The sequence below is a fragment of the Nocardia sp. NPDC003999 genome (assembly GCF_053604885.1).
In genome coordinates, this window is sequence record NZ_JBSGIB010000007.1 from 51,420 (window position 1) to 64,016 (window position 12,597).

General features: G+C 64.1%; 12 protein-coding genes and 2 pseudogenes. 9 read left to right on the forward strand and 5 right to left on the reverse strand.

All coding sequences use genetic code 11. From position 1 onward, the window contains the following. Window positions 1-205: 205 nt before the first annotated feature. The 6 genes and pseudogenes from ACWESM_RS16305 to ACWESM_RS16330 all read left to right on the forward strand — a co-directional run bounded on the left by ACWESM_RS16305 (window position 206) and on the right by ACWESM_RS16330 (window position 6,152). Window positions 206-1,399 carry an LGFP repeat-containing protein gene (locus tag ACWESM_RS16305; RefSeq protein ID WP_452492369.1) on the forward strand — a complete coding sequence of 398 codons (1,194 nt, stop codon included), beginning with the start codon at window positions 206-208 and terminating at the stop codon, window positions 1,397-1,399. A 34-nt stretch (window positions 1,400-1,433) separates the two neighbouring features. After that, the gene (locus tag ACWESM_RS16310; RefSeq protein WP_452492371.1) at window positions 1,434-2,093 is read left to right on the forward strand and encodes a hypothetical protein; all 660 of its coding nucleotides are present in this window, start codon (window positions 1,434-1,436) and stop codon (window positions 2,091-2,093) included. A gap of 131 nt (window positions 2,094-2,224) precedes the next feature. Further along, the gene (locus ACWESM_RS16315; RefSeq protein WP_452492373.1) at window positions 2,225-3,157 is read left to right on the forward strand and encodes a hypothetical protein; all 933 of its coding nucleotides are present in this window, start codon (window positions 2,225-2,227) and stop codon (window positions 3,155-3,157) included. Between the two features lie 1,059 nt (window positions 3,158-4,216). Beyond that, window positions 4,217-5,044, forward strand: coding sequence for a hypothetical protein (locus tag ACWESM_RS16320; RefSeq protein WP_452492375.1), 828 nt, complete (start codon window positions 4,217-4,219; stop codon window positions 5,042-5,044). A gap of 259 nt (window positions 5,045-5,303) precedes the next feature. Beyond that, window positions 5,304-5,615 (forward strand): annotated as a pseudogene (locus ACWESM_RS16325) (transposase); the annotation flags it as partial. Window positions 5,616-5,888: 273 nt separating this feature from the next. Continuing rightward, window positions 5,889-6,152 (forward strand): transposase, encoded by a 264-nt coding sequence (locus ACWESM_RS16330; RefSeq protein WP_452492573.1) that lies wholly within the window; start codon window positions 5,889-5,891, stop codon window positions 6,150-6,152. 170 nt (window positions 6,153-6,322) lie between these two features. On the opposite strand, the gene hxsC is transcribed toward ACWESM_RS16330, so the two are convergent. The 5 genes from hxsC to hxsA2 all read right to left on the reverse strand — a co-directional run bounded on the left by hxsC (window position 6,323) and on the right by hxsA2 (window position 9,916). Continuing rightward, window positions 6,323-7,483, reverse strand: a complete 1,161-nt coding sequence (gene hxsC / locus ACWESM_RS16335) for a His-Xaa-Ser system radical SAM maturase HxsC (RefSeq protein WP_452492376.1) — start codon at window positions 7,481-7,483, stop codon at window positions 6,323-6,325. Then, window positions 7,480-8,163 (reverse strand): hypothetical protein, encoded by a 684-nt coding sequence (locus tag ACWESM_RS16340; RefSeq protein ID WP_452492377.1) that lies wholly within the window; start codon window positions 8,161-8,163, stop codon window positions 7,480-7,482. The genes hxsC and ACWESM_RS16340 overlap by 4 nt, the downstream gene beginning before the upstream one ends. Beyond that, on the reverse strand, window positions 8,163-8,939 hold the full coding sequence (locus ACWESM_RS16345) for a radical SAM protein (RefSeq protein ID WP_452492379.1): 777 nt from the start codon (window positions 8,937-8,939) through the stop codon (window positions 8,163-8,165). Before ACWESM_RS16345 ends, ACWESM_RS16340 begins: the two co-directional genes overlap by 1 nt. Window positions 8,940-8,942: 3 nt before the next feature. Beyond that, entirely contained in the window at window positions 8,943-9,200 is a 258-nt protein-coding gene (locus ACWESM_RS16350; protein ID WP_356963958.1) for a hypothetical protein, read from the reverse strand. 119 nt (window positions 9,201-9,319) lie between these two features. Continuing rightward, window positions 9,320-9,916, reverse strand: coding sequence for a His-Xaa-Ser repeat protein HxsA2 (hxsA2, locus tag ACWESM_RS16355; protein WP_452492381.1), 597 nt, complete (start codon window positions 9,914-9,916; stop codon window positions 9,320-9,322). Window positions 9,917-10,685: 769 nt separating this feature from the next. Here hxsA2 and ACWESM_RS16360 point away from each other — a divergent pair. The 3 genes and pseudogenes from ACWESM_RS16360 to ACWESM_RS16370 form a co-directional block, all read left to right on the forward strand. Then, window positions 10,686-10,799: pseudogene (locus tag ACWESM_RS16360) on the forward strand (IS3 family transposase); the annotation flags it as partial. A gap of 621 nt (window positions 10,800-11,420) precedes the next feature. After that, window positions 11,421-12,050, forward strand: coding sequence for a glyoxalase (locus ACWESM_RS16365; RefSeq protein ID WP_452492383.1), 630 nt, complete (start codon window positions 11,421-11,423; stop codon window positions 12,048-12,050). Between the two features lie 41 nt (window positions 12,051-12,091). Continuing rightward, window positions 12,092-12,526 carry a YdeI/OmpD-associated family protein gene (locus tag ACWESM_RS16370; RefSeq protein ID WP_397278104.1) on the forward strand — a complete coding sequence of 145 codons (435 nt, stop codon included), beginning with the start codon at window positions 12,092-12,094 and terminating at the stop codon, window positions 12,524-12,526. The last annotated feature ends 71 nt before the right edge of the window (window positions 12,527-12,597 follow it).

Sequence of the window (12,597 nt, forward strand, 5' to 3'; positions counted from 1 at the left end):
GGCATCTGCCCAGCAACGACTGAACCGTGCTCGCCGCCGGTCCCGCCTATGCGTGAGGTCCGCAGTCGCGCTCCTTGCCGCGATCACCGCCGTCTCGGTCGGCGGTGTCGCCGCCCACGCCCAACCCAGCACATCACCGGCCCCACCGGGGATTCCACCGCCGTCCACGACCACTTCTACCGAACCCCCGCCGACGCGCGCCCCGGTGACCCCGGACGCACCGGCACCCAATCCCGCGCCGCCGACGACTACGACCGTTGCGCCGCCGCCCACCGTTGCGCCGCCGCCGACGACACCCGAACCCGCCTCGTGTGCAAGCCCTGCTCCCGGTGGGAAGAAGGCGAAGCCGGAAAAATGGGCGCCGACGAAGAACCCGAACCGGACGGTGAAGCCGGGCAAGATGCGTTCGGACTGCGAGGAGATCCCTGGCGGGTTCACCAAGGAGCAGGCCGACAAAGCCGAGACCATGGAGGCCGCCCTCGCCCCGCCGGCCGACGGCACGCAGTCGCGGACACTCGCGGCGGCCGACTGCCAGGTGTACTGGCCCTCGCCCTATCAGGTGTGCGGCGCGATCCGCGACAAATACAACTCCCTGGGCGGCCCGAACAGCTTCTTGCTGTTCCCCACCAGCGACGAACTCACCAACCCCGACGGCGTCGGTAAACGCTCGGTGTTCCAGAACGGGCCCATCTACTGGTCCCCTTGGGGTGGTGCGCATCCGGTGGTGAATCATTTCTTCGCCGCTTGGCAGCGCAACGGCTGGGAAGCTGGCGCGCTCGGCTACCCGATCACCGACGAGATCGTCAATCCGGACAACGTCGGCCGCCGCCAAGAATTCGACCATGCCGGGGTCTATTGGCATCTCAACGAGGCTTACGCCGTTGGCGGCGCGATCCGCGACAAGTGGAACTCTGTCGGCGCCGAGGGCGGTCCGCTGGGCTACCCGAGCTCCGACGAGGTCGCGGTGAGAAAGAACAATGGCCGTTACAACAACTTCGAAAACGGCACCATCACCTGGTCCGGACCGACAGGAAGCCGATTGCTGTACGGCGCGATCCGGGATAGATGGGCCTCTTTCGGCCGTGAGGACGGGGAGATGGGCCTGCCCACCACCGATGAGCAGGTAGCCGCCGACGGCACCGGTCATTTCGCGAACTTCGAGGACGGCTCGGCCATCTACTGGTATCCGGTGATCGGAGCCTGGCGCATACCGCCGAGTATCCTGGGCATTTTCGCCAGTTACGGCTTCGAGAACGGAAAGTTCGGCTACCCCACCTCGGCTATCAGCGATGTCTCGGTGTCGCCGTCTCAAACCGGCAAGGGCCAAGGCTTTCAGAAGGGTTCGATCATCTACGTGGACAAGGGGGACACTTATGATTTCTACACCGCCACCTACTGACCGGTCTCGATTGCGGTCTCGGCTGCTCATCGCGGTGGCGGTGCTGATCACCGCCTCGATTCCCTCACTGGCCGCGACCCCGCCGTTTGCCCACGCGAGTACCGCCACCTGCACAGGAACACCGGACGATCCGGTCTTCCCGAACTACGACAGCGACAAAATCCTTGCCACCTACACGACTAAGAACCGCAGCGAGGTCGACATCCGCCGCGGATACTACTGCGTGCCGACCTCCGCACAAGGCGACCCCGCCCTGGAAGCAGACCAAGGCCTCGGCTTCGGACTCGACAAGGTCCAGAACCGGCACTACATCGGCCGCCCCCAGGACGGCTGGCACGAAGCCGAAGCGATCCGAGCAGTTAAATTCGTCCTATCCGCACCGACTGAAAATATCAACAGCAAAACCGACGACTGGGGCTTTGGCTGGAACTTCAAGGTCTGGGCAATCGGAGGCACCGAATGCCCCAAAGCAACCCACAACCCAGACGACTGCAAGAACAAAACCCAGGTCCCAGTGATCGCCGCCTCCACCGAAGGTGGAGCCGACCATGACCCTCGAGGCGGGATGCCCGCCGGGGATCCCCTCGGGTTGCAAACCGTGTATTGCGACTACGGCCAGAAGACCCGGCTTCGCTGTGATCTGTGGGTCACCGCAGCGCTCCTCAAGGGCGCCGAAGGCCAGAAAATCAACTGAGCGGATTCAACCCACGCCGGGCCGGTGCTGCATGCACGCGTCGGCCCGGCACCCAGACATCGATGAACATATGTCGAGGAGCGATCGTGACCACTTCACCCGAACCTGATCTGGACCGTTTGCGCCAGCAGGTGGGCGAACAATTGTCCGGTTGGCGCACCCGCACCCACCAGGGCAAGACCAGATTCACCCGCAGCGAAGGTTCCCGCTCCGAACTGACGCTGCGCGGATGGTCGTGCCTTGACCCCCAGTTGCCGGTCGCCGCCGAGATCGGCAGCCGAAACGCCGACAACGATGGGACCTTCCCGACCGCGCCGGTGTCGGTGGTCATGTTCCTCGTCGCCGCAGTGGCACCCGACGGCAGTCTCTCGAAGCGGAAGCTGACACGCGCCGAAGCGACCGCGTGGCGCAACACACTGCTACCCGAGATCGACCACTGCTATGCCCTCGAAAACCCTGAAGACCCCTCACCGGGCAGCGCCTCGGGCTGGTACTTCGTGTTGTTCCGCGGACCCGACAACGAGCTCCTCACCGCCCCGTACGATTTCGATTGGGTGAAACATCGTGTCGGCTTTCGCGGGCTGCGGGTGTCGCTGATCGACCGCGACGGCCAGCCAACGGAAACGGTGTACGAGAACCGCCGGTTCCCACCGTTCTATCAGCCCTACACCGAATCCCGCGGCCGCTACTGGGATCTGGCAGTGACCGAGCCCCCCACGAGCGCGGGGATCTCACGCTGCTTCGCTGCGCTGTCGAAAGCCATCGCGCGGCGCGGCGCGATCGCCGACAGCATCCGGCCCGTATCGTTGAGGTGGAAGCACGACAACGTGGCGGATCTGATCCTGCGGTACGAGGACACCGGCCGGTGCTACCAGCTGGAAACGATCGTCCCCACCGACAGCGACCTCGACAGCGGAAACTACCTGCTTCCCGCACACTTCGGCACCGGTCTGCCGGTGAAACTATCCAGCCCCGAGCAATACGCCGCCGGAGCAATCGCTCACCTGAGAGACATGGGCGTCAACGAAATCCCGAACCAGGGACAGGTAACCACATGCCCATGACATCGACCCCGGCCCTAACTCCGGCGCGCCAACGCCACCTGGGATGGGGTGTACCTGTCAAGGCGCGAGGAACAGCGGCGCGGAATCCGGCGGTTGTGCCCTGGCTCACGAGACCCTGCAGCGCACCGCCGAAAAACGACTCAGCACCCGCCTGCTGGATGCCAGCCTCGACCGGTTGCACGCTTGGGCCGACCATTACCGCGGCTTGGGCTGGCCAGCACAGACCCCGGACTTTCTGCTGCGGCACAACTGTGCGCGCGCGATCCGGCCCGAAGACGAGACCCCGAACTCGTGGCCAAAGCCTTGGCCCACCATCACCTCGACGGATGGAGTTCGACCCGCATCGCCAACGAGCTGAACAGAAGCCGGCCGACAATCAGCCGGATACTCAGCGAAGCCGGAACCCTTTCGCTTCCCCGCAACGACCTATGAGACTGAGACCCCTGAGCGGGACGACTCATGCTGACCCCCGCCTTGCCGTGCCTTGCCGCAGACAGGAGTTCGGAACCAAGGAGCGGACACGTGCTCAGCGGCCCGCGCAGCCAGACTGCCGCACGACCTCTCCACGATCGATCGGTAACCATCGTAGGCGAATCACTGATCCGCTTGGACCTTTTCCCCGAAGTCACCATGGCGAGAGATGACGAGACGTTGCGAGTTTCCTCTGGCGGCCATGGGGTCGACGTGCGGGGATGTCTTCGCCGTTGTCGTCAGCGGCGGGAGGCGATATCGTTCGTCCCGAACGCGGTTCCGGCCGAGTCGCTCATACTTCGCAGTACCTCTGATCTGCGAATATCTGACGTCCAGCGCCATCGGATACCAACCGATCTCAACGCGCCCGCTGTCTCCCTGCTGCCTCGGTGAGCTAGTTGGAACGCTGGCCCGTTTGGCTGACTCAAGCGTGCTCGTACGATCCGGACGGTGACCGATGATGGGGGCTTCTGTTGCTTCCTCACCTGGGTGTTCGATCCGTGAACTCGTGCTCGAAAACCTCGTGCATGTTGACGGATTAGCGAGAAGGATTCGCATTCGACAACGAGAGAGTGGTGAGGCTTGGCAATGATGGATTGGACCGACGCGAACAAGAAGGTCGCGCACGCGAAGCGGCGCACGCAGGAACTTCTCGACACGTACAACGCGTGGGAGAACGACCGCGGCTTGCTCAGGATCGAGATCAAGGACGACGAGTTGGCCAAGTACTCGTGGTTCGCTGGGATGCAGAAAGAACCAGTCGTCGACCTGTCCCTGCTTGCCGGAGATGTGTTTGGTGCACTGAGAGACGCCCTGGACTACGTGGCATGGCAGGTCTTTCTCGCCGGAGGTGGCGATCGCGACGGGAAGCAAGCGAACCAGGTCTACTTCCCGATCGCGGTCGACCAGGCCGCCTTCGACAAACAGGTGAAGAAAATCCCGACGGCGTGGCCCGCCGCGATCGAACGGCTACACGCGGCACAGCCGTTCAACCAAACGAACGGGGTTGAGAGCGTCCTGCCCGCGCTTCACGCGATCAACAACCCTTCGAAACACCGCGAGCTGAGCCTGGTCACGGCAGGAACATTTTCACAATCGGCGACCTTCCCCAAGCTACCCGACGACCTAGCTCTGTCGATCATGCTGATTCAGCCGTGGCCCGTGCTCAAGCCGAACAGCTTCGATTTGGTTGCCAAAGTGGGAATCATTCGAAAAGTAGGCGACGACAGCTTCCAGACGGTCCGATGGTCCGAGGGGGTGACCTTGGACCAACCACCACGCCCTACGTTGGAACTTACGTTCACAAACGGAAACGGTGAGATTGCCCTGGGTGCGGTGCCTGAAGTCGTCGCGCACGTGGAGTCGATCGTGGGTAGTTTCGCCCATCTCGACGACCCGGACGAGTCGGAGGTCTGACGACCGCTCGGTCATTCGGGGACTTCTCCTTCAGGACCGCAGGTTCTTGGCCCTGGTCTGTGGTGGGTTGCGTTCACCGGGGGCTGGCTACCCGCCTGCCCCACAAGGGCCTGCCCGTCACGCGCAGAGGCTCGCAGGTCAATGCCGATCTGCGGAGCTGACGCCGTAGGCGCTCTTGAGGTGTGAGGGGCGTGCGGGATCACAATGCAGGCCACCACACAGCAGGGCCAAGCGTCCGAAGGACGCTCAGCTTCGTTAAGCGGCCCCGACGTTCAAACGCGGCTTCGGGTTCCGTTCCTTGTGGGCGTCGTCGACCACGGGATGGCCGGCATCGGCGAACTCGTCGCGGTGATGCTGCGGCCCGGGAACGCCGGAAGCAACACCGCCGCCGACCACAGGCAGGTCCTGGGTGAAGCCCTCGCCGAGCTACCGTCGTCTTGGGCGTGGCGGGCCGGGCGGAAAGTGTTGGTGCGCACCAACTCCGGTGGCGGCACCCACGAGTTCCTCGACTACTGCCACCGTCGACGGGGTGCAGTACTCGATCGGGTTCACCCTCACCGACGAGATCGTCGATGCCCTCGACACCCATGTGGAACCAACCGATTGGACACCGGCTTACGACGCCGACGGCCACGTCCGCGACGGCGCCTGGGGGTCATCGAGGCCACCGGCCTAGTCGATCTGCGAGCATGGCCACCGGAGCCGCCGCAATAGCCACCAGACCACACTCGCCGCACGACGGTACCTACCACTCGCTCACCCGCCCGTGCTCCACCCACCGGGCGTTCGACCGACCGTAGTTGCCTTCACATGGCAGCCCGAGTAGGACACCGGCCTGCGGAACCTGCCGTTCCACGGCTTCGACGCCAACCGCATCTGGCTCGCCATCGTCGCCCTCGCGATGGACCTGACCGCCTGGACGCAGACTCTCGCCTTCACCCACGAACACCCCGCCCGCCGCTGGGAACCGAAGACCCTACGACTGAGACTGTTCTCGATCCCCGCACGCCTGGCCCGCCACGCCCGCCGAGTCCACCTGCGTCTATCGTCCCACCACCCCTGGACCGGCCTCGCTGTCGACGCCTTCACCCGCCTCGCAGCACCCTGACCAGCACAGAACCGCCCCTACAACCAAGGAAACCAACGATCCGAGCCCGTGGAACTCGGCAGCCACCCCGCTGCGCGGGCCACCTGCCACACCCGTAATCGGGAATCTACGATCGAAACACCAATCCGAAGCCCCTCATGCCAGCACACCCATCTCGTGAAAGAATTAGGCTAGATAGCGGTTATCCCGCGACTGAACTTTGGTCGCCCTGTCGAGAAGAAGCCGGCACATTCGTGGCGCACCGAGCAGTCGTCACACTCCGCGACGTACGCGTTCTTCCAATCCGAGATTGACTGCACCGCGAATGGCCGGATGCCGACATCGAGGACGCACAGGGGCAGGTTGTAGATCGAAACGTTCACCCCGGCGACGGACAGGGCGTCGACACCGGCCTTCAACTGCTCCTGGTAATCGACGGGATCGATCCACAGTGTGGCGTCGTTGGCGACCGCGAAGCCGGTGTTTTCCATGCCCATCAGAGCCACATGATCGACGAATGGAAGGTTACGCGCGATCCACGAGCAGGTCTCACGGAGGCGCGGTGCGGTGATGGCGTGCAGAACAATCCGAATCTCGACCCGTTGCCCGAGGTTCTTGAGTCGGAGCACGCCGAGAACAGTTTCGTCGAACGCGCCCGCGGCCTGAACCACATAGTCGTGAATGTGATCCACCGCCGCGTAGATCGGTATACCTGCTGAGAGCTGCGGATGCCCGATCTCGGCCCAGGCGCGCGCGACCTCGGGAACGGAGAAGGCGCGCCCGTTGGTCAACACGTGGATCGCGGTGCCCGGGAGCAGATCCCGCGACAGCTCCAGCAGCCCGATGAATCGGCGCCATTCGGTGAGCGGTTCCCCGCCGGTGAATGTCAGTGCGGGAGTCGCCGGGTCGAGCAGTGGCAGTGCCTCTGCGATCTCGTCGATCAGCCAGCCATCATCGACCTTCTTCGGCGGCTGCGAACACATCAGGCAGTAGTTGTTGCAGCGTTCGGTGACGAGGAAGAAGTTGTGTCGCGACGACCGACGGTAGAGCAGCCTCACTCTACCCGACCGCGGGTAGATGCTCATCACATCGCCATCGCCGACCTCGGCGAACCCAGCCGGAAGTCGGATGTAGCTCGACGATGCGCCGTCCGGGCACGCGTCGCGCCCGACCGCGATCCGGAATCCATTCGCCTGCGCCGCCGTCCAGTCGCAATCGTCGACGATCAGCGCGGCATCGCGATTATCCGACGGGGCACTGTTCGGGGGGCGGAGCCGCACGATCCGGTTCTCGTCACCGAGCCCGACGTTGTCCGCCGCCGGTGATCGTCCTACGAGCTGAAGAGGTTTCACGACGCCCACTCCCGGAGAACGGCGGCGTCTTCGGGTGAGTGTTCCAACAGTTCGAACAAGTGCGTGATCACGCCCTTCTGTCGCTCGCAGAACTCGGATAGCGGTTTGATCCCCAGCAGGTCCCCCTGCGTCGCGTGGTGATACACAGGGTCCGCGCCGCAGTTGGGCTCGAATACGCACGTCGAGCATTGGGGGGCCGTCTGGGTCAGCGAATCCGCCACCGCTGACACCAGCGTGTCGGACAACACCATATCTCGGTAACTATGCTCATGTACGTTGCCGAGTTCGAAGCTGCGGTCCCCCATTTCGGCGAGCATCCGTGCCTCGTCCGAGGCGAATACGGTGCCGTCATAGTTGTAGACCAGCGCACCGAGACCGATCCCCGCAGGACTTCTCAGATCGACATACCCGATGGGCTCATCACTCAGCATCCGGCGAAGGATCAGGGCCGAATAGAACTCGGGAAACCGGCGGCCGGACTTGTTGATCTCCAGGATGTAGCGAAGACCGCGCTTCCAGAATTCGAGCCATTCTCGGGCACCGTACTTGTGGAACTGTTTGGTCTTGATCGCATGACCGTACGGAGACAACGGCCTCAGGAAGATGCCGTCGAGACCCTGCGCGAGGTATTCGTCGACGATCTGCTCCACACGATCCAGACTCGCTTCGGTGGTGGTCATCAACGCACCAACCCGGTCCGGGCCGAGCCGAGCCGCTCTCGAATGCGCCCGATTCCGGCCACCGCGAGCTCGTAGCTGTTCTGGCCACGACGGGGCCGATTCTTGTTGTGCAGATCGCGCGGCCCGTCCAGTGAGGTACTGAGCAGAACATCGTGCTCAGCGCAGAATTCGAGCACCTCGTCATCCAGGAGCGCCAGGTTCGTCGCGATCACGAACTGCAACTGCTTACCCAGGGACATCGCCCGCTCCTCAGCGGTCACGACGATCCACCGGATGAGCTCGAAGTTCAGCAGCGGCTCGCCGCCTTGAAACTCGATCTTGATCATCGGCGCCGGCGCGGACAGAGCGATAGCCAGTGCTCTGGACGCCGTGGCGCTGTCCATGTCGTAGCGGACGCGGTCCTTGCTCTGACGCGACACCTGGCAGTACGGGCAGGAGTGCTCGCATCGCAGCGTGACGACGAACAGGTGCAATGGCGTGGCGGCGCGCAGGAAGCTCAGGCGGCTACGCAGACGAAGGGCGAGAAGCTGCTGCGGTGCGCGCTGATCGGCCGATCCGACGAAAAGCTTCTCGAAAGCCCTTTCATAGAGCCCGTCACCAGGGGTGAGATCGAGCGCGCACAACCGCTCCAGCTCGGTTGCCGTCATTTCCGCCATGTCGCCAACCATGTTGCCGACGAGGAAGCGGTCCGCACCGAGCCGTTCGAACCGAATGGGCAGGAGTCGCAGCCGGGACGTGTCGGGACGGAACGAGTCCGCTGAGGCGAAGCCGACCAACGGTCACTCCCCCTCGGCCAGCGATCCGAATGCCAACGCGACGATGACATCGCGAAACCGGCCGGTCTCGCGACCGACCTTCTCGCGCAGGTTCTCGTCCGTCACGAGATTCAGGAAATGAGTGCGCAACTCATCGCCCCGGAGCTGTGACTGCGTTGGTGAGAGCCGACAGACGTATCGCCCGTCCGCTTCATCGATCTGGCATGCCGCCTGCCCGATCAAACGGTAAGCGGCCTCCCGCAGCGCGTCGAGCGACTGCACCGACCTGCTGAAGTCGACAACCAAATCAGACACTGACATCACTCGATCCCATCACAGAACGCGGAACCCGCACTCGCCGAGAGCACCTGACATAGTTCGAAGGCAACTGCACTGCTCGGTCACCGAGGGGGCACCGCGGTCGTGTCAACCTCCGTACACAGGTCCAATGCTCGCTGGGCAAGATCCTCAGCCTCGGTCGCAGCGAGGCCGAAGACCTCTTGCAGCTCGCGCGCGATCTCATTCAGGCCAAGGCCCTCCTTTGCCCGCGTGCACGCCAGAGAGAACGGATCGGAAGCAGGCTGCGAGCTGGGCGGTGGGGTGGTGGTAGGAGGCGGAGCGGCTGCGGGCGGCGGAGCGGCCGGTGGGGTCACAGCAGGCGGTGGAATGTAACCCGGCTTCGGCACATCCGGTCGGCCGAACCCTGGACTGGAAGACGCATGAGATGCATGAGACGAATGGGATGAATGAGACGAATGAGAACCATGCCGCGCGAACAATCTGCCATCGCTGGCGCGATGTGTCGTGAAGCTCATCAACTCGACGTCGTCCGGCAAGGCAACCCGAGGCTCCGGCAGGGCCTGCTCCCGTGCCGCCGAGACGCGAGGTTCGTCCGTTCCCGTCGAGACGGACGTCTCCGCGACTGCCTGTGCGGCCGTGGGGATCGCGAGGGCGGCGAGGGCCGCCGTCAGACTCACGATCTTCGGCGTCTCACGCATTCGTACCTCCCAGAATCGAACCCGAGTAGACCACGGCGAACGAAATGCCCGTGCGTTCCATCGTCACTGCCCTCCATCACCACCCGACGAGCTTCGAACTCGTTACCGCAACTAGTATCTCGCCCGGCACCGGACCGTTACACATCGAGGCCTTACGCGCCCGCACAACGTTCCGGTGACGTCGACGACCGCACCCATCGGCCACAGGATGCGCCGTCACACTGGCACCGCCGACACCGACACCGACACCGCGCCCGCCACAGCTACTCCAGCGACGAACCGAATCACACCGCGATCCGGAAGTCCGGCTGGAGACTGACCCCGGATCCACGCGAACAACGTTGCGGGAGGTGGCGGGCATCGAGTCGATCGACAACTCGGTGATCGGCGACCGCCTGACCGACGCCGAACTCGCCTCCAAACATGTGTTACCGCGCGTGTACGATTCGCCGGACACACCACCGCGGGAGCTCGGGCGAAGGCCGGGCTGACAGGGCGCGACTACGCGGCGCCGACCGCATGAACCTGTCCGGGTAATGCCGGCGTAGGGAGCGAGCCGCACCATGGCGTCATCGACCGTCGAACCGAGCGGGCGCGAATCCCCCCTCACCCTAGACAAATTCGCGCCGCGGGTGCTCTCGTTTCGGCGCGGCGGGCGGCGCTTACGCCCTCACCCAGATCGTCGCCTACACCCTCGGATCGTGAGCATCGCGATCACCGCCCCGCAGATCGTCCGTGCTGCTGCGACAGGCTTTTGCGAGCAAACGCGATCTTCGAATACCTGGAGATCTTCCACAACCGTCGACGCCGTCATTCGGCCCTCGGCATGCGGACCCCGATCGAGTACGAGATGATGCAGTCATCTATCCAACCCGTGGCCTGAAGTCCGATATCCCGACTCCACGCAACCGTGGGAACATCAGTTCACCGCGGGCCTGCCCGGCATCGAGCAGTTCCGCGGCAACATGGCCTTGTGGTTCTTTCACCCCGGCTCCGCCACGCCCACCGCCGAACCCATCGTCATGCACTGGAATAGCGCCGCCGCCTACCGGGTCGCGACCCTGCGCGGCGCCCTCGGACGCCACCGCGACACCCCGCACGCCCTCACCCTGTGTCAGCTAACGATTCGCGGCTGGGTTGAACACCGCTCGGGCAGTTGCCTTCCAGGCTGCTGGATATAGTCATTCCAATTGAGCAGTAGCCGATGACCGCGCACGCCCTGGGCCAGGGTAGATCGCGATCTCCGTCGACCGTTCTGGTGGCAGCGTTCACGCGAGCGCCTGCGATCTACGTATGGGTCAGCACGACACCCGTGAGATCGCGGCCTCGCAGATCCGATTCCCAGAGCGACGTCATTTCCATGCGCACACCCCGAAGGTCTTCTGCTCGGTCATGGGGACAGGGCCGCCGCGGTCCACCAACCAACCACCTACTAGATTCTCCGTGGTGGGTTCCGTGGTCGGCACGGATGGCACCGGGGTGGCCCGTTCCTATCGTTATGGACATGGAAATCACCACGAAGACCAGCACCGACATCACCATCGAACTCGAAGTGGCCGACCCCCGAGCCGCCACCGCGATCTACGAGTCCGCCTTCGGGCTCGGTGACCGGATCGGGTTCCGCGCCTCGCAGACACCCAGCACCGGATTCCGCGGATTCCTGCTGTCGCTGGTCGTCTCCCAGCCCTCCGCGGTCGACAGCCTCGTCATCACCGCCCTCACAGCCGGGTTCACCATCGTCAAACCGGCCAAGAAGAGCCTGTGGGGATACGGCACGGTCCTGCAAGCACCCGAAGGCACGATCTGGAAGGTCGACACCTCCAACAAGAAGGACGTCGGGCCGTTCACTCGCGAGATCGACAACCTGGTATTGCTGCTCGGCGTGGCAGATGTCAAGGCCAGCAAGCAGTTCTACGTCGATCGCGGGTTCACGGTCGCGAAGAGCTTCGGCGGCAAGTACACCGAGTTCGCCAACCCGGGTTCGCCGGTGACCCTGGCGATGTATCCACGCAAGGCCGCCGCCAAGGACGCCGGGATGTCGCCGGAAGGCAGCGGATCGCACCGCATCGTGATGGACAGCGGCATTGGTTCGTTCACCGACCCGGACGGGTTCATGTGGGAAGCCACGGCCTGAGCCCACAAGTTGACCAGCGGCAGAACAACAGGAGAAGGCTCATGAAGTTTCGGACCCACGTCGAACCGCCCGAGCCCATGCGTGGCCTGGAAGTTCCGCCCGAAGTGGTAGCCGCGCTCGGCGAGGGCGCGCGGCCACCGGTGACGATCACGATCAACGGGCATTCCTGGAAGAGCCGGGTCGCCCTCATGCGCGGCCGCTACCTGCTCGGCCTCAGCAACGCCAACCGGCAGGCCGCGGGTGTCGAGATCGGCGAGGAAATCGAGGTCGAGGTCGAACTCGACACCCAGCCTCGTGTCGTCGTCGAACCACCGGACTTCGCCGAAGCTCTGGACGCCGACCCCGTCGCCCGCGCCGCGTACGACGACCTTGCCTACAGCCGCAAGCGCGAGCACGTGCACGCCATCGAGAGCGCGAAGAAGCCCGACACGCGTCAACGGCGCATCGAGAAGGCCATCGCCACCTTGCAGGGCTGAAATTCGGTAGCGATACTCCGCCGACTGGCTACACGGGTCAGAGGAACGCCACCAGTGCCAGTAACTGAATC

Excerpts from the sequence above, each read along its gene's own strand:
- ACWESM_RS16320 (WP_452492375.1), top strand. The coding sequence starts at position 4,217 with ATGATGGATTGGACCGACGCGAACAAGAAGGTCGCGCACGCGAAGCGG.
- ACWESM_RS16340 (WP_452492377.1), bottom strand. The coding sequence starts at position 8,163 with ATGACCACCACCGAAGCGAGTCTGGATCGTGTGGAGCAGATCGTCGAC.
- hxsA2 (WP_452492381.1), bottom strand. The coding sequence starts at position 9,916 with ATGCGTGAGACGCCGAAGATCGTGAGTCTGACGGCGGCCCTCGCCGCC.
- ACWESM_RS16365 (WP_452492383.1), top strand. The coding sequence starts at position 11,421 with ATGGAAATCACCACGAAGACCAGCACCGACATCACCATCGAACTCGAA.
- ACWESM_RS16370 (WP_397278104.1), top strand. The coding sequence starts at position 12,092 with ATGAAGTTTCGGACCCACGTCGAACCGCCCGAGCCCATGCGTGGCCTG.